General features: G+C 37.6%; 22 protein-coding genes. 11 read left to right on the top strand and 11 right to left on the bottom strand.

The window, feature by feature from the left end:
* Nucleotides 1–356: 356 nt before the first annotated feature.
* Entirely contained in the window at nucleotides 357–809 is a 453-nt protein-coding gene (locus AQ616_RS02195) for a DinB family protein (RefSeq protein WP_017798587.1), read from the bottom strand.
* 187 nt (nucleotides 810–996) lie between these two features.
* Nucleotides 997–1,752 carry a MerR family transcriptional regulator gene (locus tag AQ616_RS02190; RefSeq protein ID WP_069684937.1) on the bottom strand — a complete coding sequence of 252 codons (756 nt, stop codon included), beginning with the start codon at nucleotides 1,750–1,752 and terminating at the stop codon, nucleotides 997–999.
* Nucleotides 1,753–1,837: 85 nt separating this feature from the next.
* On the opposite strand from AQ616_RS02190, the gene AQ616_RS02185 reads away from it, so the two are divergent.
* A complete protein-coding gene (locus AQ616_RS02185) occupies nucleotides 1,838–2,542 on the top strand; it encodes a CPBP family intramembrane glutamic endopeptidase (protein WP_069684936.1) in 705 nt (234 codons plus the stop codon).
* Between the two features lie 144 nt (nucleotides 2,543–2,686).
* Here AQ616_RS02185 and AQ616_RS02180 read toward each other — a convergent pair whose 3' ends face one another.
* The 3 genes from AQ616_RS02180 to AQ616_RS02170 are packed head-to-tail and all read right to left on the bottom strand — an operon-like array spanning nucleotide 2,687 to nucleotide 3,707.
* Nucleotides 2,687–3,022, bottom strand: a complete 336-nt coding sequence (locus AQ616_RS02180; protein ID WP_069684935.1) for a DUF1048 domain-containing protein — start codon at nucleotides 3,020–3,022, stop codon at nucleotides 2,687–2,689.
* Between the two features lie 14 nt (nucleotides 3,023–3,036).
* A complete protein-coding gene (locus tag AQ616_RS02175; RefSeq protein ID WP_017798583.1) occupies nucleotides 3,037–3,384 on the bottom strand; it encodes a DUF1048 domain-containing protein in 348 nt (115 codons plus the stop codon).
* The gene (locus AQ616_RS02170; protein WP_017798582.1) at nucleotides 3,381–3,707 is read right to left on the bottom strand and encodes a PadR family transcriptional regulator; all 327 of its coding nucleotides are present in this window, start codon (nucleotides 3,705–3,707) and stop codon (nucleotides 3,381–3,383) included. Before AQ616_RS02170 ends, AQ616_RS02175 begins: the two co-directional genes overlap by 4 nt.
* A gap of 411 nt (nucleotides 3,708–4,118) precedes the next feature.
* Between AQ616_RS02170 and codB the strand changes: the two genes are divergently transcribed.
* Together codB and AQ616_RS02160 are read left to right on the top strand one after the other, a co-directional pair.
* The gene (gene codB / locus AQ616_RS02165) at nucleotides 4,119–5,378 is read left to right on the top strand and encodes a cytosine permease (RefSeq protein ID WP_069684934.1); all 1,260 of its coding nucleotides are present in this window, start codon (nucleotides 4,119–4,121) and stop codon (nucleotides 5,376–5,378) included.
* Nucleotides 5,369–6,643, top strand: coding sequence for a cytosine deaminase (locus AQ616_RS02160; protein ID WP_069684933.1), 1,275 nt, complete (start codon nucleotides 5,369–5,371; stop codon nucleotides 6,641–6,643). The genes codB and AQ616_RS02160 overlap by 10 nt, the downstream gene beginning before the upstream one ends.
* Nucleotides 6,644–6,746: 103 nt before the next feature.
* On the opposite strand, the gene AQ616_RS02155 is transcribed toward AQ616_RS02160, so the two are convergent.
* A complete protein-coding gene (locus AQ616_RS02155; protein WP_069684932.1) occupies nucleotides 6,747–7,868 on the bottom strand; it encodes an NADH-dependent flavin oxidoreductase in 1,122 nt (373 codons plus the stop codon).
* Nucleotides 7,869–8,038: 170 nt separating this feature from the next.
* Here AQ616_RS02155 and AQ616_RS02150 point away from each other — a divergent pair, with 170 nt between their 5' ends.
* Nucleotides 8,039–8,785, top strand: a complete 747-nt coding sequence (locus AQ616_RS02150; RefSeq protein ID WP_069684931.1) for an SDR family NAD(P)-dependent oxidoreductase — start codon at nucleotides 8,039–8,041, stop codon at nucleotides 8,783–8,785.
* A gap of 546 nt (nucleotides 8,786–9,331) precedes the next feature.
* Here AQ616_RS02150 and AQ616_RS02145 read toward each other — a convergent pair.
* Complete coding sequence (locus tag AQ616_RS02145) at nucleotides 9,332–10,519, bottom strand: DUF4317 domain-containing protein (protein ID WP_069684930.1); 1,188 nt, start codon at nucleotides 10,517–10,519, stop codon at nucleotides 9,332–9,334.
* Between the two features lie 258 nt (nucleotides 10,520–10,777).
* On the opposite strand from AQ616_RS02145, the gene AQ616_RS02140 reads away from it, so the two are divergent.
* On the top strand, nucleotides 10,778–12,145 hold the full coding sequence (locus AQ616_RS02140; RefSeq protein WP_069684929.1) for an FAD-dependent oxidoreductase: 1,368 nt from the start codon (nucleotides 10,778–10,780) through the stop codon (nucleotides 12,143–12,145).
* Nucleotides 12,146–12,198: 53 nt separating this feature from the next.
* On the opposite strand, the gene AQ616_RS02135 is transcribed toward AQ616_RS02140, so the two are convergent.
* Complete coding sequence (locus tag AQ616_RS02135; protein ID WP_069684928.1) at nucleotides 12,199–12,798, bottom strand: TetR/AcrR family transcriptional regulator; 600 nt, start codon at nucleotides 12,796–12,798, stop codon at nucleotides 12,199–12,201.
* A gap of 184 nt (nucleotides 12,799–12,982) precedes the next feature.
* Between AQ616_RS02135 and AQ616_RS02130 the strand changes: the two genes are divergently transcribed.
* A complete protein-coding gene (locus AQ616_RS02130; protein WP_069684927.1) occupies nucleotides 12,983–13,720 on the top strand; it encodes an SDR family NAD(P)-dependent oxidoreductase in 738 nt (245 codons plus the stop codon).
* 150 nt (nucleotides 13,721–13,870) lie between these two features.
* Here the strand turns inward: AQ616_RS02130 and AQ616_RS02125 are convergent, their stop codons facing one another.
* The gene (locus AQ616_RS02125) at nucleotides 13,871–14,155 is read right to left on the bottom strand and encodes a 2TM domain-containing protein (RefSeq protein WP_481855779.1); all 285 of its coding nucleotides are present in this window, start codon (nucleotides 14,153–14,155) and stop codon (nucleotides 13,871–13,873) included.
* Between the two features lie 193 nt (nucleotides 14,156–14,348).
* Here AQ616_RS02125 and AQ616_RS02120 point away from each other — a divergent pair, with 193 nt between their 5' ends.
* The 4 genes from AQ616_RS02120 to AQ616_RS02105 all read left to right on the top strand — a co-directional run bounded on the left by AQ616_RS02120 (nucleotide 14,349) and on the right by AQ616_RS02105 (nucleotide 19,341).
* Complete coding sequence (locus AQ616_RS02120; RefSeq protein WP_069684926.1) at nucleotides 14,349–15,140, top strand: cytochrome c oxidase assembly protein; 792 nt, start codon at nucleotides 14,349–14,351, stop codon at nucleotides 15,138–15,140.
* A gap of 136 nt (nucleotides 15,141–15,276) precedes the next feature.
* Entirely contained in the window at nucleotides 15,277–17,898 is a 2,622-nt protein-coding gene (locus tag AQ616_RS02115) for a DEAD/DEAH box helicase family protein (RefSeq protein ID WP_069684925.1), read from the top strand.
* Nucleotides 17,899–18,155: 257 nt separating this feature from the next.
* Complete coding sequence (locus tag AQ616_RS02110; RefSeq protein ID WP_069684924.1) at nucleotides 18,156–18,839, top strand: YjjG family noncanonical pyrimidine nucleotidase; 684 nt, start codon at nucleotides 18,156–18,158, stop codon at nucleotides 18,837–18,839.
* A 55-nt stretch (nucleotides 18,840–18,894) separates the two neighbouring features.
* Complete coding sequence (locus AQ616_RS02105; protein WP_069684923.1) at nucleotides 18,895–19,341, top strand: SgcJ/EcaC family oxidoreductase; 447 nt, start codon at nucleotides 18,895–18,897, stop codon at nucleotides 19,339–19,341.
* A gap of 134 nt (nucleotides 19,342–19,475) precedes the next feature.
* Here AQ616_RS02105 and AQ616_RS02100 read toward each other — a convergent pair whose 3' ends face one another.
* Nucleotides 19,476–20,219, bottom strand: coding sequence for an SDR family NAD(P)-dependent oxidoreductase (locus tag AQ616_RS02100; protein ID WP_069684922.1), 744 nt, complete (start codon nucleotides 20,217–20,219; stop codon nucleotides 19,476–19,478).
* A gap of 82 nt (nucleotides 20,220–20,301) precedes the next feature.
* Nucleotides 20,302–20,517: a hypothetical protein gene (locus AQ616_RS02095; protein WP_069684921.1), complete on the bottom strand. Its 216-nt coding sequence runs from the start codon at nucleotides 20,515–20,517 to the stop codon at nucleotides 20,302–20,304.
* A gap of 140 nt (nucleotides 20,518–20,657) precedes the next feature.
* On the opposite strand from AQ616_RS02095, the gene AQ616_RS02090 reads away from it, so the two are divergent.
* The gene (locus tag AQ616_RS02090; protein ID WP_069684920.1) at nucleotides 20,658–21,203 is read left to right on the top strand and encodes a DUF6141 family protein; all 546 of its coding nucleotides are present in this window, start codon (nucleotides 20,658–20,660) and stop codon (nucleotides 21,201–21,203) included.
* The last annotated feature ends 89 nt before the right edge of the window (nucleotides 21,204–21,292 follow it).

Genomic DNA, 21,292 nt, shown 5'->3' with positions numbered 1-21,292 from the left:
ATTATTTTGCTAATGTTCATATCAACCTCATAAATATTAACTTATTTAACGGTAGTTGGAATGGTATCTTACTATTCTTTTTAAGTTTACTAGTTGTTGTGGCTTTATGTTTCTTTTCAATTGAACAACAAAGGGTAAAGAAAAGAAAAAGAATAGCAGCCAACGTATTTTGTAAGCCGCTTTTTCAAATTTTGTGATCTAAATCATAACCTCCATGTTATGATTTAGTCGCTAATCTATAAATCATTTAAGTCAATGGCTTTGCCACTGTTTGCATTTACCCCATATTGAACTACGGGCTGTGGCTTATTCCAGAGCCGATTCTTATTCATAGTTAAGAGTAAAGTTTATAAGTTTTAATTTTTAATCAAAATTTGATTATGAATATGGTGTTCCATATGCTCAAGATAATCTTGAATAAGCCACTCTAGTGTCTTATGTTGATTATTTCCTATATCACAAAGGTTGGATAGTTTTTCATCGGGAATATTTTTAACAATATTAACAATTTGCTTATTTAATGTCTGAAAAAGGTTTACTATTTCATTAAATGGTCTATCTTGATAATTCTGAACCATTACCCATTGGTCTTGATTATACGATTGAATAACATATACTTGTTCTTCATATTGAATTTTTATAAACCTTTCAATATTATTTATCGCAGAGTCACATAAATGTCCTAAAATTTCTTTTTTAGACCATTTATGTGGTAGTGGTCGATTAGTAATATCTTTTTCAGACATGGAGTCGTACTCTTCTGGTAATTTTTCTATCCAATAATTTATTCCTTTAACTACCTTTTGCATATTTTTACGCCTCCTATAAATAGCTTTCTCAGCTACATTTTTGAAATCGCTTTATTAAGCAATACTTTTGAATAAAAGCATTAACAGGTTTCTCCTTATTTCACATGGCTCCAGGTAACCTTTTAGTCCATCACAATACAAACGAAACTGATAGTTAAACTCTAGAAGATTTTTATCCAAAGCCTACTCAGTCCACCAACACTTTTTCTTCAAAGACTTGTATTGCCTTCTCCAAAAAATCCAATACCTCTTCTTTTACCGGATAGAGGTTCATGGCTTGTGACTTTTCAGGTGACTTACGTATTTCAAAAAATTTTTCACCTAGCTCTTCATTGTCGGCAAATAATTCATTCGATAATATCAACGTATCTTCCGCAATAATCTGACCTTCTTCAGACGCTGGGTTATCTCCTCGTTTCAAACAAAGTTCAATTCTTCTAATCAGATTAATCCATTGTTTAACTTGTGGACTATCTTGTTCTAATTTTGGAAGTTTTTCCTTAAGGGCTTTCTGTTCTTGATCATCAAAAAATTGATTCCAGTCGTCATCGGTACGATTCTTTGTTTGTGCTTCTTGTATCAAAGGGATTAATTGCTCCCACTTTAAATCCCCTTCCAACTTAATACTATTGAGAAGTGAGTTCGTATGATTAACGGATGCGTGAAGTTCCTCAATTTTTTGCTGTAAGTAATCTTTATGGACATAAAGTAACTGCTCTATCGTAATATCGGAAAGTATTTTCTTAATATTGTCTAGTGACAAGTTCGACATTTTAAGTATCGTTATCTTCTTTAGTACTAATAAATCCTCATCACTATAAAATCGTTTACCATAATCATCCTTCTTATTTGGACTCATTAATCCGATTTGGTCGTAATACCGTAATGACCGGACCGAAACACCCAACATTTTCGCAACTTCTCCTGTTGAATAAAAATTCACCTTAATCCCTCCAAAAATAACTGTTGCAGGTTACGCAACGTCACCAATTACACTTAATATAGCATAAAAAAGGAAGTGGTAATTCATGAAAATTGAAAAATCTTATTTTAATCAAAGTGCATGGTCGTGGAAGGAATTAATATTGCTATTGACGCTGGTTTTGGTACTCATCCCATTTTTTATTGAATATTTGTTAATGCAATATTTAACCGAAATTTTTCAAAATGAGTTATATTCGGGAACGTTAATCGGCTTGATTATGTCGATTATCTTTACCCTTGGTGTTTATTTTATTGCAATTAGACCAAAAAACCTTTCTTGGAAGGAAGTAGGTTTCCAGCGATTTTCAAAATCTTATTGGGGTCCGATAATCGGATGGACAATTGTTCTAATTATCGGTAGCATTTTGCTATCTTATATTATCGAATGGGTATTCGATACCGGAACGGACAATAGCAAGACAGATAGTTTACAAACTCGATTAACAACGATGAATATCGTGATTGCTTTTGTGTCAGCTGCAATTATTTCGCCCATTTATGAGGAAATTTTTTATCGTGGTTTTCTATATCGCTGGATTAGAACGAAGTATGGACTGTTAGCGGGGATGTTGATTAGCTCATTCATTTTCATGCTCGTTCATATTCCAACATTTAATTCCTTGCCATACACTTTTTTGTCTGGTCTGATTTTTGCCTGGACATATGAAAAAACACAGTCTATTTATCCTGCAATGATAATTCATGCATTATTTAACGGATTGGCAATTCTTTTGACAGCGACTGCATAGTAATAATTTTAGAAAAATAGGAGAGGCGCACACCATAATTTGGGGTTGCGCCTAATTTGCACAGTACGTCCGCTTCATGCATAAAAGCGCATTACTTAATTCCAGTAATGTGCTTTTTTGTGGAATATCAGGATGATTTATATACTAATCTTCTTTCATGGCTTCGTTAACTTTTTGGTTAACAGATTCCTGATAGATATCAGCATAAGTTTTTGAATCTTTGATTAGATCGTCGCAGAAAGCTGCTACATCCTCTCCTGTTACTTCAAGCACATTTCTTCCTAAGCTAGCGCCTTCTTCAAAAAGATCGATAATTCCCGAGAGTAAACCAATTCCATTGGTTAGCTCAACAGGGCCGACTTTATAGAGATACTTTTGAATCTCTTTATAGACAATTTGATAATCTTTCGGGAGTGCTTTTACACGCGCCATGTGTGCTCGCCACTCTTTTTTGCCTTCGATGATATCTTGTATTCTCATCTTCATTCACCCTCCTATTTGCCTAATTTTTTGGCGATATTATTGTTGAGTTGATTGCGCCACTTGTCGCGATAAGACTTTGCCCCTTCTTCACCGATTAGCGCTGAACAGAAGGCATTGATATCCTCACCCAGAGCCTCCTGTACACTCTGCCCTTCCGAAGCTGTTTCTTCGAGCAGGCCGAGCACACCGTCAAGTATTGGCATGAGGTTACGCCCGGTGAAATCTGTGTGCGGCCAAAGATTGGTTTTAATTTCTTCCCATGCAGCTTGATAATCAGATGGCAGATTTTTAGCTCGTGATTCAAAGTTTTTCATTTCTTTCGTCATGTCGCTACCCGTAATTTTTTCCCAAAAGTTCATTGTTTTCCCTCCTTTAATGCATTCATTTTTGTTGATACAAACTCCCATTTATCCCAGAACTTCCGTAGTTCCTCGCGACCCTCGTCGTTAAGCATAAAAAATTTTCGCGGTGGTCCCATGTCGGATGGTTTTTTTTCGATGTCGACAAGTTTATTTTTCTCAAGCCGAACCAGAATCGTGTACACCGTTCCGTCTACAACATCTGTAAAGCCAAGTGCATTCAATTGCCGGGTAATTTCGTAACCATAGGTTTGTTTGTGGCTGATAATTTCAAGAACGCAGCCTTCAAGCACGCCTTTTAGCATTGCTGTTAGATTTTCCAATATAGCCACTCCTCTCTAATTTGTATGACTTGTAATAAGTGTTACTTACTACTGGTATATAGTATAACATAGTAGTGGTGTTTGGCAAGACAAAACTAGAAAAACATAAAACTGTCTCTTGCTCAAATTCTGCTAATTGGAACATATTCCCATAATGCACCCATTGACACAACTCAATTTTCCTGTCATAATCTATTCTAATTGCATAAGGTACCTTTAATTCAGTCCAGAGAGGCTGACAAGGACAGCGGATTTTTTTACAATATACAGCGGAGTAGGTGTGTTTTATCCTATGATGGTGTAGTGTATTGTAACGAAAAAGAGGCTAATTGTCAGGTTGAACTGATGATTAGCCTCTTTTTTATGTGCTGTGGTTTTGGGTACCAGGAAATCATAGTTGGGGGAATTAAGATGGAAAAAATAGATTTAGAGTATTCATCACAGGCAGTACCAAAAACAGAGCGAAATAATTTTTGGAAGACATTATCCGTCATGCTTGGATTCACCTTTTTCTCTGCGAGTATGCTAGCTGGAGGGGAGTTAGGTGTTGGTTTATCATTTTCACAGTTTATTATTATCGTGTTAGCAGGAAATATAGCGCTTGGTATGTATACAGGAGCGCTTGCTTATATCGCAGCAAAGACAGGTTTGTCCACACATTTGTTGGCCAAGTATGCGTTTGGCGATAAAGGGTCGTACCTACCATCCTTTCTATTAGGTTTTACCCAGGTTGGTTGGTTTGGTGTAGGGGTTGCAATGTTTGCGGTTCCTGTTGCAAATGCGATGGGGTGGAATGTCTATGCCTTAATTTTTATCTTTGGGATTGCTATAACCATATCGGCAATATACGGAATGAAAGCATTAGTTGTTTTAGGGTTTATTGCCGTCCCAGCTATTGCCATTCTAGGAAGTTATTCTGCATTTGAAGCCACACAAGCACTAGGTGGTATGGAGGCATTATGGAACTATGAACCAACGGAGACATTGACAGTAGCAGCAGCTTTAACGATTTGTGTCGGATCCTTTATTAGTGGAGGGACACTAACACCTGATTTTGCACGGTTTGCGAAGTCATCACGCTTTGCTGTTGTGGCGACAGTAATTGCATTCTTCTTAGGGAACTCCCTGATGTTCTTGTTTGGTGCAGTTGGCGCGATGTCTTATGGATTACCGGATATTTCAGAAGTGATGTTTTTACAAGGATTAATGATCCCGGCGATCATCGTGTTGGGATTGAACATTTGGACGACCAATGATAATGCGCTTTATGCTTCAGGGTTAGGGTTTGCCAATATTACAAGATTTTCTCGCAAAACGTTTGTAGTGATAAATGGTCTTGTCGGTACAGTGCTTGCGATGTGGATGTACAACAACTTTGTCGGATTTTTAAACGTCCTAGGTGCTGCGGTTCCATCCATCGGGGCAATTATTATCGCTGATTATTTCTTTGTCAGACGCAGAAAGTATGGTACGTTTGAAAAAATGGTATTTAAAAAAGTAAATTGGATTTCAATTGCTGCATGGGCGATTGGAGTAGTAATTGCTCAGATAGCCCCAGGGATTACGCCACTTAATGCGTTGATTGGAACAGCTGTCGTGTATATCGGATTTATGTATCTGATACCTACTAATAAAAATGAAGAAGATAAGGGAGATCTGAAATGCTTATAAAAAATGCAACATTACGTGGAAAAGAAGGAAAATGGCATATAACCATTCAAGATGGCAAGTTTGCTGCAATTACCCAAAAACAAGAGGAAGTGCCGGAAACAAAAGAAGTAATTGATGCAAAAGGGGCGCTCGTTTTACCTCCTTTTATTGAACCGCATATACATTTAGATACAACTTTAACTGCTGGGGAGCCGGAATGGAATCAGAGCGGTACGTTGTTTGAGGGGATTCAGCGTTGGTCACAGCGCAAAGAGTCGCTAACACAAGAGGATGTAAAAACAAGGGCGAAAACAGCTTTAAAATGGCAAATTGCCCAAGGAATTCAACATGTGCGGACGCATGTTGATGTGACGGACCCTAGCCTAACCGCGCTTAAAGCCATGCTGGAAGTGAAAAAAGAGATGGCAGATTTTATTGATATTCAGCTTGTTGCCTTTCCGCAAGAAGGAATTCCTTCTTATCCTAATGGAGCGAAATTGCTAGAAGAAGCATTGAAAATGGGAGCAGATGTGGTCGGGGGTATTCCTCATTTTGAATTCACGAGAGAATATGGCGTTGAGTCGATGAAGATGGCGTTTGACTTGGCAGAGAAATATGATCGTTTAGTCGATATTCACTGTGATGAAATTGATGACGAGCAGTCTCGGTTTGTAGAAGTGGTAGCCAAAGAGGCATATGAACGTGGCATGGGTGCACGGACGACAGCAAGTCATACGACAGCAATGGGCTCTTACAATGATGCCTATACAGCAAAGTTATTCCGTTTGTTGAAGCTCTCAAATATTAACTTTGTGTCCAATCCACTTGTAAACATTCATTTGCAGGGAAGATTTGATTCTTATCCAAAGCGCCGAGGTCTAACGCGCGTAAAAGAATTACAGGAAGCTGGCTTAAACATTTGCTTTGGCCATGATGATATCTTTGATCCATGGTATCCGCTAGGGACAGGGAACATGCTTCAGGTCTTGCAAATGGGGATTCACGCATCGCAATTAATGGGGTATGAACAAATTGTAAACTCGGTTGATATGATTACCAAAAATAGTGCGAAGACATTACACATTGAAGACAAATACGGAATTGAAGAAGGCAAGCCAGCGAACTTTATCGTCATGACAGCCGAGAATGAGTATGAAGTCATACGCAAGCAGGCGACAGTAAGATATTCCTTCAGAAATGGAAAATTAATTTCCCAGACGAAGCCAAGCGAAACAGCAATTACTCTGGGAAATGCTACAGAGAGAGTCACATTTGATCGGAATTAGAGAGGAAGGCACATCTTGGTAGAGATGTGTCTTTTTCTTGTACTATTGGACCAAATTAAAAAAGCCATTCCCTACAACAATGTAGAGAAAGGACTTCGCTCTTCTATACTCCAGGAAACCATCCAGGTGTATGGATAATAACTTTCCAAAGTGGATCTGGAACTACTAATTCTTCCTGTTTCTCTTTATGAATTTCGGTAATAATTTCATCATCTCTTCCTTCAGCGACTTTTTCTACCCAATCAGGATCGATGATAAGCTCTCTTCCTAATGCGAGAAGCGGGATACCAGTCTCAAATGCTTTCTTGGCATCTTCTGCTGTATAGATAGAACCAACACCAATTAATGGTACACGATTATCGATCGTTTCTAGAAGATAGCTAATTCGCATTTTATTTAAATCTTCTACACCTCTTCTGGCATTGGAGAAAAAGCTCATTAAGGAAACATGTAGATAATCTAATTTTTTCTCTGCTAAAACATCGACGAATTTTAGTGTTTCACCCATCGTAATTCCTGGTGTTTCTGGCTCTTCCGGTGAAAAACGGTAACCTACAATAAATGATTCATCCGCATGTTCTGCCACAACGCTTTGTACTTTATCAATAACAGCGAGTGGGAAAGTCATCCGCTTTTCCAAACTTCCTCCAAACCGGTCTTCACGTCGGTTAGAATACGGAGAAAAGAATTGCTGAATTAAGTAGCCATTAGCTCCGTGAATTTCAACGCCATCATAGCCTGCTTCAATGGCTCTACGTGTCGTTTCACCGAAAGCTTCAATAATTTCTTCTATTTCTGCTTCTTTTAAGGGACGCGGTTTTACAGCTTCGCTATTTGCTGGGATGTCACTAGCACTTACAACGTCTCCATCTGGAACAAGAGAGGGTGGACACATTTTTCCTCCATGGAAAATTTGTAATATGGCCTTGGCGCCCTCGTCTTGAATTCCTTTTGCCAGTTTACTTAAACTCGGGACCATGTTATCTTCAACTGCCGAAAATTGATTGGGAAATCCCTTTCCATTAGGTGTTACATAAGTTGTTGCAGTAATGACCATGCCTACGTCTTTAGAACGGCGAGCATAATAGCTTATCTCTTCATCACTTACCGTTCCATCTGGGTTAGATGAGTAATGTGTCATCGGCGCCATTACCAAACGGTTCTTTAATTCAACGCCATTTTTAAATGTTAATGGGGAAAACATATCGTGATTATTTGTGTTCATGCTGTACTCCTCCTTGTTAAGATATAGTAGTAAATGGAGGGGGATTTGTATAGGATTTTGCTTGAACATAAAGAATAGGTGCTAAATCTAAAGAAAGTACAATGAAAATGTTTTATGGTATTAAAGTTTAAATTAGAAATGTTTGTAACGATAAAAGAAGGAGTGTGCATATGCCAAATTTAAACAACCATGTCATTCTTGTAACTGGGGCTAATCGAGGACAGGGGAAGGCAATTGCTCAGCACCTTGCTTCCTTGGGAGCGATAGTAGGAGTTTTTGCTCGAAACTATGAGGATGCTCAAGAAGTGGCTGGTAAGATTGGAGAAGAACATGCTTTTCCAATTCAGTTAGATGTTACAAAAGAGGTAGAGTGGAAATCTGCAGTAGATAAGATATTAAATAAATTCGGTAAGCTTGATGTGTTAGTCAATAATGCTGGGGCTCTTAAACGTAAACCATTTAAAGAAACAACACTGGATGATTATCAACAGTTGATTAATGTCAATCAGCTCGGCGTTTTTATGGGTATGCAAGCCGTTATTCCGCAAATGGAGAAACAGCAAAAAGGCTCTATTATCAACAACGTATCTATTTCTGCATTTGCTCCAATCAGTAAATCCTCTGCTTATGCTGCGACAAAATCCTCTGTGGTGGCAATGTCAAAAGCTGCAGCAATTGAATTAGGGCCAGCAGGGATTCGAGTGAATATGGTCCATCCAGGTGGAGTCAAAACCGATATGGTCACCGAAAGTGAAACTGTTCCCGCTTATTATGATTCAGTACCGCTCAAGCGTATTGGACAACCAGTCGAAATTGCTAAGGTTATAGCATTTCTGGCGTCTGATGAAAGCTCTTATTGTACGGGTACAGAGATTGTTGTTGATGGTGGAATGACACTTGGGACTGCGGATGAGTGAATAAAATTATCTAGTAGAAGAAAAGTGTAGTGTAGGTTACATATAGTTTGGGCTTCTGTAAATTAATAAAGACCGCCCATAAAACATGGAACGGTCAATAGATTAAAACCCATCAAGAGGGTTAAGTAGCTGAAGAAAAATGACCCCTCGAAGATATAACAACGCATGCGAGGGGTTAGTTTATGGCCTTTTATCAGACATAATGAATGCGACCAACATTATTATTAGTGTACAGAGTGTGACTCTAAACCAAAACACTAGCGAAACGCAAGATTTTTAGTAAATAGAGTACCTCTCTAAACCAAAACACTAGCGAAATGCAAGATTTTTAGTAAATAGACTGCCTCTCTAAACCAAAACACTAGCGAAATGCAAGATTTTTAGTAAATAGACTGCCTCTCTAAACCAAAATACAAGCGAAATGCAAGATTTATAGTAAATAGAGTACCTCTCTAAACCAAAATACAAGCGAAACGCAAAAATTTTAGTAAATAGAGCCCGTCTCTAAACCAAAACCAAGCGGAATTTCGATATAAAACCTGTCAACTATTCTTCATCTTCTGCTTTGTTAAATATGATTTCCGGAATCATTTCAAAGCCTTCGATCATGGTGTTTTCTTCTACTTCGATCATCAAACAAAGTTTGCCGTCCAGATGCATCTGACGAACATAGCGCAAATCCTGAGGACACACAGAAATATCCGCTACTTTTGTTTTGATTTTAATCGACTTAGAAGTATACTTTGGAACAATGCTTGTTGCTTTCAGCTCATACTTTTCATCGTCAATCACCTTTTTGAACGCAGATTCCACCTTTTCCGGATCCACATCCTGGACACCGCTACTTGTTAGAACTTTTTCCACATCTCGATAGTCCAGTTTCGGTGCATCGGGCTCTTCATTCTCTTCCACAACTCGGTGGATTTCATCGTATACATTCGCAAGTGTGGATGTATTTATCTGGTCGCCGGCAACATCCTTCACAATTTCCTCAAATACAATCTTGTCGTCTTCGGCTGTCATGGCTTCTTCGGCATTCAATACTTCTTCGATGAAATGATAATCGAGCTCGTATGGCTTGCTTGCAGAGTATAGGACACGATTTACGTTTGCGGCACTATCCGTAAAGCTTGGAAATAGAAATCCGCCGACTGGTGATTTTAAATTTATGACCGGGTCTACGACAAAGTGATATTTGAATTCCTTCTCCACATAGTCAAACAGAAGCTCTTTTTTAGGATCGACCGTCTTGTTGATGCTGCATAAAATAAATGGGTTGGAATAGACCATATCCCGGCTACTTTCTTCGGTTTCCGCATTGCTTCGCTTGGAGGGCTTTAAATATTCACCATGTATAAATGTAACGACAATATCCATTTCGTATTGTTTATCTTTCAGCATTTTTTCTACGAGCTGGAGCATATGGGCTTTCCATTCATCCGTATCATTCGTTAGCATTCCTTGATGAAGGATAAGCTGGCTACTATTCTCTACATCCCGCTGAAATTTCAGTTCAAATAACTTCTGATCCAACTGACCCGTCAGTACTTTTTTGAAGTTTGTTAAGAAAAGTTCCTTTTGTTCCTGTTCAAGCATTTCAAACGGAGTGCTTTGATGGTGATAAATTTCACTAGTTTCTTTCATTATATAAACATTAAAAATATCTTTAATCTTTAATAGATCATTATTGATCTTAAATTGTTTCTTGATGTCTGCAATATCTTTTTTATTCAAAATGGATTCTCCCTTAGATCATTATCCAAAGCACGGATTAATTAGTTAACTCACATCCTTTTATTTTAACATAATAAGAGAGGTTAATGGATAATTCATCTTTGTGGAACTAATTGTCTTTAATCTAATATGAGATGAAAAGCATTAGATTGTGAAAAACTGAACAATATGTTATACTACGTTTATGAATTCTTTAGATAAGGGGTTCACTTAACTTTGTGAAATATTGAACAAAATAAAATTGGAGGGTGTTTTGTAATGAAAGTAGCGGTGATTGGATGTACACACGCTGGAACAACAGCGATTAAAAATATAGTAGACCTATACCCTGACGCAGAGATTGATGTATTTGAGAGAAATGATAATGTTTCCTTTCTATCTTGTGGAATCGCGCTTTCTGTAGGCGGTGTGGTAGACAATCCAGAGGAACTCTTTTATGCTTCTGTCCAACAATTTGAAAGTCTAGGCGTACGCATGCATATGAATCATGACGTGATTGCTTGTGACGTAACTAATAAGCAACTTCAGGTGAAAGATTTGAAAACAGATAAACTCAAAAACTATCACTTTGATAAATTGATTATCGCATCAGGTTCTTGGCCAATAATGCCGCCAATTCCAGGCGCTGATTTAGAAAATGTGTTGTTATGTAAGAACTATGATCATGCAAAAGAGATTATTAAACGTTCCGCAACGTCCCGAAATGTTGTCGTTGTTGGCGCAGGTTACATTGGTGTGGAATTGGTGGAAGCTTTTGAAGAAAACGGTAAAAACGTAAGATTAATTGATAGTGAAGAACGAATTTTAAATCGTTATTTAGATGATATATTCACATCTCCTGTGGAAATAAGCTTTGAACAGCGCGGTGTACAATTGGCTCTCGGTCAGACAGTCTCCGAATTTGAAGGAGAAGGGACAGTAGAAAAAGTGATTACCGATAAAGAGGAGTATCAAGCGGACTTAGTGGTGATGTGTATTGGATTTAGACCAAATACAAGCCTGTTTAACAACCAATTAGACATGTTAAGTAATGGTGCGATTGTGGTGGATGAATATATGCAAACGAGTGTGAAGGATGTCTATGCGGCTGGGGATTGCTGTGCTATTTATAATAATGCGACCAAACAATCTGCCTATATTCCTTTATCAACCAACGCAGTCAGAATGGGGACAATAGCTGCGCATAATCTGGTATGTCCTGTAATGGCTCATCCTGGCACACAAGGCACATCCGGATTGAAACTCTATCATCATAATATTGCTTCAACTGGTTTGACGGAAAGTGTTGCAAGTCTTGCAGGTGTGGCGGTGGAAAGTGTTGTTTTAAAAGAGAATTATCGACCAGAATTTATGCCGGAAAACGCAGAGATTCAATTAAAACTCGTCTATGAACTAAATACACATCGGATTGTTGGAGCTCAAGTGATTTCAGATGCTGACTTCACGCAGGCAATTAACACAATCAGTGTTGGTATAGCTAATAATATGACGATTGAGCAATTGGCATTGACCGATTTCTTTTTCCAGCCACATTACAATAATCCAGTAAACTACCTGAATGAAGTTGCACTAAAAGCAATGGCGAAGGAAACACGTAAAACAAAACAAGCAGCAGCACTTACGTAATGAGTTCCAGCCAGAACAAGCGTGCAATAGAGAGAGATTCTTTTTGCACGCTTCTAATGCTTTCCTATATATTTTACTGAAGCCATATGTGTCTTAGTTAACATGATTATTTCTTTGATCAATTCTTCTTGTGGTGTCTGGAAACCGGTATTAATCCATTTGGCTAATAGCCCATAAAATCCATACGCTGTGTACCGTTTAAAATAATCCATGTTAACTGGAAGGTCGTTAATCGTTTTAAATTCAAATTTCTCCTGATACATTTTTAGTATTATTTGCGGGAATCTGGTATGCAGTTTTGGAATAGTGTCTACATAGTTGATTAGATCATAAAATTCCCGATTATTATAAATCGATGAAATGATATGAAAAAAGCTATGATCCAATAAATCTGTACTTACCTCTCGCTTAAATCTATAGGGTTTCTCAAAAGATTCCTCTAATAAATTGAAATTGGTGTACAAGAGATCATCAGCTAATTCAAATTTATCTTGATAATGAATATAGAACGTACTGCGATTATATTTTGCATATTCCACAATATCTTTTACAGAAACAGAGTGAAACCCCTTTTCTTTCGTTAAAGCAATTAGAGCCTGTTGAAAGTGCATTTTTGTCCGGTCTTTTCTTGGGGTTGAACTATTGTGTTGCATTCACTCCATCTCCTTATATAACAAAAATTTTACGGGTTACTAGACAATTATACCTAATATGTCTAATAAATACACAATTACAATTTTATTGATGGTTGAACCTGCTTTTCATCGTATTATAATAAATTTGTAAACACTTTCAATCTAGTGGATTGACACATTTATTATAATAGGGGGAAGTAACATGAGTAAATTACAAGATAAAGTAGCCGTTATTACTGGTGGAGTATCTGGAATCGGTGCTGCAACAGCTAAACTATTTGCTTCAGAAGGTGCGAAACTAGTACTTGTTGATATGAATGAAGAAAAAGGTGCTAGTATTGAAGCAGAATTAAATTCACAAGGATCAGAAGCTATTTTCGTTAAAGCAGATGTGACAAGTGAAGAAGAAGTAAAAAACATTTTTACAACAGCATTAGATACTTTTGGAAAAGTAGATATCTTGTTCAATAACGCTGGAATTGGTGCGGTAAAACCAACAGAAGAGCTAACATACGCGGAATGGAGAAAAACAGTAGAAGTGGACTTAGATGGAGTATTCTTAGTTGCACAAGCTGCTATCAAAGAATTCTTGAAAGCAGGAAGTGGGGTTATTGTAAATACAGCTTCTATGTATGGTTGGGTTGGATCACCAGGAAGTGCGGCATATAACGCTGCAAAAGCAGGCGTGGTTAACTTAACACGTTCTCTTGGTTTGGAATATGCAGCACGTAATATCCGTGTAAACGCACTGTGCCCAGGATTTATTGATACAGCAATACTCGGAGATTCGGATAGAGAAGCTTTAACAACTTCTACTCCGATGAATCGTCTAGGTAAACCAGAAGAAATGGCAAAAGCCGTATTATTCATGGCTAGCGATGATTCTTCCTTTATGACTGGAAACAGCTTAGTAATCGATGGTGGATATACAGCGCAGTAATAGTATATGTATATATAGTAAGGAACCCATTTTAACGCATGCTCAGAATGGGTTTTTTACTGCTATTAGTAAATGAATACAAAAGTAGGTTTGATTTCATACTTTCTAGGCATAAAAAAGAGAGCATCACAGACGCTCTAAAATATTATACTAATCATCGCTGGTGTCCTTATCCATATATTCTTTAATTTTTCTATCTTCCCAGTTTGATCCAAATATCCCGAACGAGGATACGGAAAGGCCGTGGGCTGCTAAACCGATTCCCCAGCCCATTAGTGGATATACAAACCACCAATGACCGGATTCTTCAAAAGTCAATACATTAATGATAACAAACATGATATTTACCAGGATAAAAACGATTAAATGAATATAAAATGCTTTAAGCTCTTCCACTTTCTTTTTCGCTCTTAAATACTTATTATCTTCCACTATTTCACCTCCAGTCTTCTTTAACATATGCATTTGATTGGCACCAAAGAATTTTTAAGTATAAATTTTTTGGATAACTATTCTTGCCAATCTACCTTTTTCTCCGTTATAAACATAGAATTCGTTGTTATAAATCACATGTTACATCATAATTATAAAAAAGGTAAACTTATCTGATGAAAAACAGAAGAGAGGGATGTTTATATTTTATGATATATTCGTTGGAGAGCTACTATCGTGGAATGTTCCATTATTGATTATCATTATTCTGATTGCTTTCCTCTATGCCTTATCCATCACTTATCTAACCGACATAAAGGTGTATCATCGACAACCTATTTTTTTCTTGCTTAGTTTAAGCTTGTTCTACGTAACTGTGGGTAGTCCGTTTACAACGATTAGTCACCTTTCCTTTAGCTTACATATGATTCAAATGAGCATTTTATATTTTATAGTTCCTCCATTACTTATATCAGGGATTCCAACGGCTTTATGGCAAAGGGTATGGAAGTTGTCAAAGGTAGTTAAAGGAAGCAGATGGTTGTCCACTCCCAAGGCCTCATTAATTCTGTTTTCTGTGTTATTTTTTATGTATCACTTGCCGGCTGTGTTAACGTTTCTTTCAAACAATCCCGTTGCTCATCAAGCAATGATATATTTACTTTTACTATTGGCTTTTCTAATGTGGTGGCCATTGGTTTCACCCGATTCGAGACATCTGCTTTATGGGGAACAAAAGAGGAAATATGCATCTTTAAGCGGAATCCTCTTAATGCCTGCTTGTCTATTATTTATATTCAGCGCGATCATAGATGGAATAAATAACCCCTTCCTAACACAATTAACTGCTCATCTCTGTATACCTTCTCAATCGCTATCCGTAGACATACTTCCTCCACCGTTTCATACAAGATATGATCAAGGGATGGCAGGTGTTTTTATGTTGGGGATTCATAAGTTAGTGTTAATGGTTTTAATGAGGCAATAGTTTGAGCTCTTTGACATAGAACGGGTCGATTGATATCAAAGTTACTACTGTTTCATATATAATTAAAATAATCATATATCAACTATTTTAATGATTAAAGAATTGTACTTTTTAAGGTATGTAAGGAGACAGTTGTATGGAAAAGTTTCCATCAGATATTCAATTTAAATATCCATGGAGATCGTATCAACAGAAGGTGATCGATGATATGGAGACCTTTCTGGAAAAACGACATTTGCATCTAGTAGCACCACCCGGTTCGGGTAAAACAGTAATTGGTCTTGAGATGATGCTGCGTTTTAATCAAGCAACGCTTATACTAGCGCCAACGATTGCTATACGTAATCAGTGGATACATAGATTTATAGAATTATTTTATCAAAAAAAGGAAAAGCCGGATTGGATTACGACAGATCTAGAGAATCCAGGGCTCGTGACGGTATCCACATATCAAGGATTTCATCAATGGATGACAAAGGAAAAGGATGTATCCAAGGTATTATTGGCTAAACAAATAAAGACGCTTGTACTCGACGAAGCCCATCACCTTCGCACCGCCTGGTGGAAATCTGCCATGCGTTTTGAAAATCAATTGTCCGATCCGGCCATTGTAGCACTTACCGCTACACCGCCTTACGATGTAACGGTGCAAGAATGGGATCGGTATATAGAGCTTTGCGGTGAAATTGATGCCGAGATTAGTATTGCAGAACTTGTTCGAGAATCAGAGTTAGCTCCTTTTCAAGATTATGTGTGGATGTCTAATCCGATGAATACAGAAAAGGAAAAAATCAATCGATTTCGCCGACATGTTAATGAATATCAGGAACAAATACGGTTGAATAGTTCATTTATTGAAATCATCGAGTCACATCCATATATCAATGAATCCTCCCTACATACGGAAGAGATTTTATCTGACCCGACCTATTTTGTAAGTATGCTCATTTTTTTAAAGGAAGCAGGAAGTGGTGCGTGGCTAGAGCCAGTTAAGATAACGGGAGTAAAGACAAATAAATTACCGGAATTAAATCTAGAGTGGCTAGAGATACTGCTTAGTCGACTGTTATATAAAGAAACACTGGTTGACATGAAACAACCTGTATTAGATGAACAACGTAAGCATTTGAAACGGTTAGGGGCTATTGAGCGACAAAAAGTTTTTCTTACTTCCAATAAACGATTAAATCGAATACTCGTTCAAAGTCCGTCTAAATTAAATAGTATTGAAGAAATTGCTCGGTTGGAAGCTAGTGCGTTGAAGGAACAATTACGGATGGTTATTTTAACCGATTATATTAGAAAAGAAGATTTACCCACACAGGTCGGTGATGAGAAGGAGTTGCGCAGGTTAGGAGCCGTTCCTATTTTTGAGAAACTGCGCAGGGAAGGTTTAGAGTTTCCCGTCGGAGTAGTAACTGGTTCACTTTCGATTATTCCAAAAAAAGCACTTATTGAGGTAAATAAGCTAGCAAATAAGTGGAATATAGATGTAACTAAAAAGGAACTTCCTCATGATCCACGGTTTGTGGAAATCAGCCTGAATTCTACAGCGAACCATCGAATGGTTCAATTGATGACTATATTGTTTGAGCAAGGGCATATAAAAGTGCTGATTGGTACAACGGCATTATTAGGTGAGGGGTGGGATGCTCCCAGTATCAATTCGTTGATACTGGCGTCATATGTAGGGTCATTTATGCTATCCAATCAAATGCGAGGAAGGGCAATTCGTGTTGAAAAAGGAAACCCAACAAAGACTGCAAATATTTGGCATCTCGTTTGCCTCGACCCTACACGTTTCGATGGTGGCGAAGATTACTTATCATTAACAAGAAGATTCGAGGCACTGATTGGTTTAGGTCATACTAAAGGTGTTATCCAATCAGGAATAAATCGATTAGACATAGCAGAACCACCTTTCAGGAAGCTGGATATCGATACGGAAAATAAGAAAATGTTAAGTCGTTCAAGTGAACGAAGTAGATTATTTAAGAGGTGGAAGGAAGCGGTAGAAGTAGACGGCAAGTTGAAAGAAAAGCTACGTACAGATAAGAGCCAAGTAAACGTACCGAGTATGTTTATATTTGGAAATACCGTGAAAGCTTTAATTGCCTCTATTGCAGCTACAATTTCATTTTTTGTATTATTCATGCTGATATTATCAGATGGTAATGAAGTAGTCACCGGTAGTACGAAAACAATATTCATATTTGTGACCATTTTTATTATTATTGGCATTATGCTTGCATCACGTAATATTTGGAAATTATTAAAGATTACTTATAAAAATATAAGTGTAGAGAAAAGCTTGGGACAGATAGGAGAAGTCATCTATCACTCCTTATATGAAGCTGGTTTGGCTGATACTAATCCAAAAGGTGTTACGATAAAGACAGATGAATTTAGTGCAAACGTATTTTGTTGGGTAGAGGATTGTACAATATATGACCAGAATATATATCTACATTCATTGTTAGAAGTGTGTGATCCTATTCAGAATCCGCGATACATCATTCGAAGAGAAGCAAAAGCGCTATTTCGTACAAAGGTAGATTATCACGCTGTTCCTTATGAATTAGCAAAGAATAAAGAAACTGCCGAGATATTCTTAAAGCATTGGGTAAAACGTTTAGGAAAAGCAGAGTTGATATATATGAGAACACCAGAAGGCAGAAGAGTACTCCTAGAAGCAAGAACAGATGCGATGTCATCCGAATTTGTTTCGAAGTCACAACAATTATCCGTGTGGGAGTAGTCATGACTAGATATTATTGCTAAATTATAGGATATGAAAGTACTTAGAAGCAGATTTGATTATAGGTACATATCATCCGTGCTATAAAGTGAAATAATAAAGAGCACACATGTGGTTATTGGAAAAGTCGCATCAAACTATATTCTGGCAAGACGGTTAGGAATCCTAGGAAATTAATTACTCACATACCACTATAGTGCATGAGGGATTATTTCTATGGTTATTATAATGTATAGTCAAGAAATGGAGAGGTAATTTTGCAAAAGTACAAGACATTATTATTCGACGTAGATGATACATTATTGGATTTTGGAGCAGCAGAAAGGGAAGCGTTACGCTTGCTTTTCGAAGAGCAAAATATACCTTTAACCGCTGAAATCAAAACACAATATAAAGAAATAAATCAAGGCCTCTGGAGCTCTTTTGAAGAAGGGGAATTAGATCGTGATGAAGTTGTAAATACGCGTTTTTCACTTTTGTTTAAAGAGTATGATCGAGAAGTGGATGGGGTGTTACTGGAAAAGAGCTATCGCAGCTACTTAGAGGAAGGAAAACAGCTTGTTGATGGAGCCCTTGAACTGATAACAGACTTACAGCCTCAATATGAGTTATATATCGTGACGAACGGTGTTTCAAAGACGCAATATAAACGCTTGAGCGCTTCGGGACTGCATCCATTATTTAGAGATATTTTTGTTTCAGAGGACACGGGCTTTCAAAAGCCAATGAAAGAGTATTTTGATTACGTATTTACGCAAATTCCTAATTTTGATGTGAACCAAGCATTGATTATCGGAGCTTTAACTGCGGATATTAAAGGTGGACAACTAGCCGGACTCGATACATGTTGGTTAAATCCGGATAAGAAACCCAATAACACAGACATCGTTCCAACCTATGAAATTCAAACACTCGAGGAACTTTATGGTATTTTGAAATAGATAGGTTACGTATTTAAGATAGTGTTTCAAGGATCCTGATAGAGGAGGAATGAATATGAATGCTTCATTCAATCAAGAAGTCCAAAAACTTTATCAAACACTAATAGACGCGTGGAACAAACGCGATGCTGAAGGAATGGCTAGTCGCTTTGCAGAACAAGGAGTCCAAATTGGATTTGATGGAAGTAAGCTAGTAGGGAAGAAAGAGATATTATCGCACCTTGTACCAATTTTTGAAAACCATCCTACCCCTCCTTTTGTTACTAAAGTAAAAAATATACGGATTCTAGGGAACGATACTGCAATTTTACACGCTATTGCAGGGATGATTCCTCCTGGAAAAAAAGAGATTGATCCATCGGTAAATGCGCACCAAACGCTAGTTGCAGTGAAGAAGGATGATGAATGGCAGATTGAGCTCTTTCAAAATACGCCAGCTCAGTTTCATGGTAGACCAGAGCTAGTAGAGGAAATGACCAAAGAGTTAATGGAAATAGTTTAGTAATTTAATTTAAAAGACACAGGTAACCAAGACTGGAATACCGAACATAGATAAAAAAGAATTCCCCACACACGGCTAATTTGTATGACGGATTCTTTTATTATCAGAAACGATTCTAAATCTAATCGTTCTATTTATATCGCCGTATACCCGCCATCTACGTAAACGGTTGTACCGGTAACGAAGTCATTTTCTGCCAAAAAGACAACTGCATGTGCAATCTCTTCAGGATTGCCAAGACGACCAATCGGATGCTTGGCTATAAGACCATCATAGAAGTCGCCTAATTTTTCTTTATTGACTAGGCCTGATTCAATAAATCCGGGCGCGACGGCATTTACACGGATATTGCGATCTGCATATTCCAATGCAACGGATTTGGTAATTTGATTGACTGCGCCTTTACTTGCTGTGTAAGGAATCGATGTTGGCTCACCGACTGCACCTAAAATAGAGGAAGTATTGATAATCACACCGCCATTTGTCTTTATCATTTCGCGAAGTGCATATTTAATGCCATAAAATACACCATCTTGGTTTACCGCAATAACCTTTTTGTAATCTTCATCGGTTAGTTCGTGTGTCGGCTTTTGAATGCCGATTCCAGCATTGTTGAAGATGATATCTAATTGGCCAAATGAATCCACGGTTGTTTTCACAAGGTTTTCTACAGATTGTTCATCTCCTACATCAGTGCGAACGAATAACACGTTTTCATATGTTTCTTTAAATTGCTCTTCGACACCTTTACCAGACTCTTCATTGTAATCGGCGATGACGACTTTCGCCCCTTTTTCTAAGAATGCCTTTACGGTTGCTAGGCCAATCCCTGAAGCACCGCCTGTAATGATGGCCACTTTATTTTGTAAATTTGTCATAACTACATCCCTCCAGATGTTCAAAATGTGAATCACTTCTAAAAATATAAAAATCCAAGTGCCACTCGAAATAGCTGGTCAACTAACTATCCAATTCTTGCCACATCTTTCCGTCGGTGTTGTTTCGAACTACTTCTTGTAAAGGATTTAGCGAACTGTTTTTTTGTTGTGCCTGTTGTGCCCCATATTGTGGAGATGGTTCCATTCCACTTTCAATAATATCTTCCAAGATTGCTGGATTATCCGTTTCATTTTGCACATTCTTCATGTGTTTTTTATACGATTCATCATTTCGCATTATTTATTCACCTCTACGTTTCCAATTTGATTGCGCTTAGCATTTCCTAAGGAATTGGGTGCTATGCAAAAATGATTTGGTTTTAGAATTCATACTAAAGATTGTAAAATAAAAGAAAAATAGGATAAGGAAGCGATGCTATGAAAGCGAAAGATAATACTGTATATCGAGAAGTACAGCGTCCGCGGCAATTATGGGCTTGGGCTCCCATCTTAGTATGTACTGGGATTATGTGGTACTGGTTCATTGTACAAATTATTTATGGTGTTCCGTTTGGGAATAATCCTGCTTCCGATGGATTTACAATTGTTTTTTGGGTGATCTTTGGGGTAATATTTCCGGTTGTTATATTGGGATTTTTAAAGCTGACTACTGAAGTGCATAACGATGGTATTTATATTCGATTATCACCGTTTCATTTTCGTTATAGGCAATTCCTATTTAAAGATATATATGAGTACAAAAGCATTACTTATAGTCCAATCAAACAGTTTGGTGGATTTGGCATTAGGATAAATATGAAGGGCGAAACAGCTTATAACATGAACGGAAAAAAGGGGATAGAATTAAAACTTAAATATGAAACAGTGGTGATTGGAACACAAAATCCCGATGAATTCAAAGACGCCTTAGATGTAGTGTGTAATAAAAAACAAAGAGAGTCAACTACGGAGGGAGGTACCTAAATTACGTTTTATCCTACAAGGTAAGTCTTTAAAGGAGGATGTTTTCCGAGTTATACCAGGTGTACTTGTATTTCTAGAATTGCTTGATA

It is taken from the genome of Oceanobacillus sp. E9 (assembly GCF_001741975.1).
GTDB classification, from domain to species: Bacteria; Bacillota; Bacilli; order Bacillales; family Amphibacillaceae; genus Oceanobacillus; species Oceanobacillus kimchii.
This window is presented reverse-complemented; position numbering and strand designations above follow the sequence as displayed.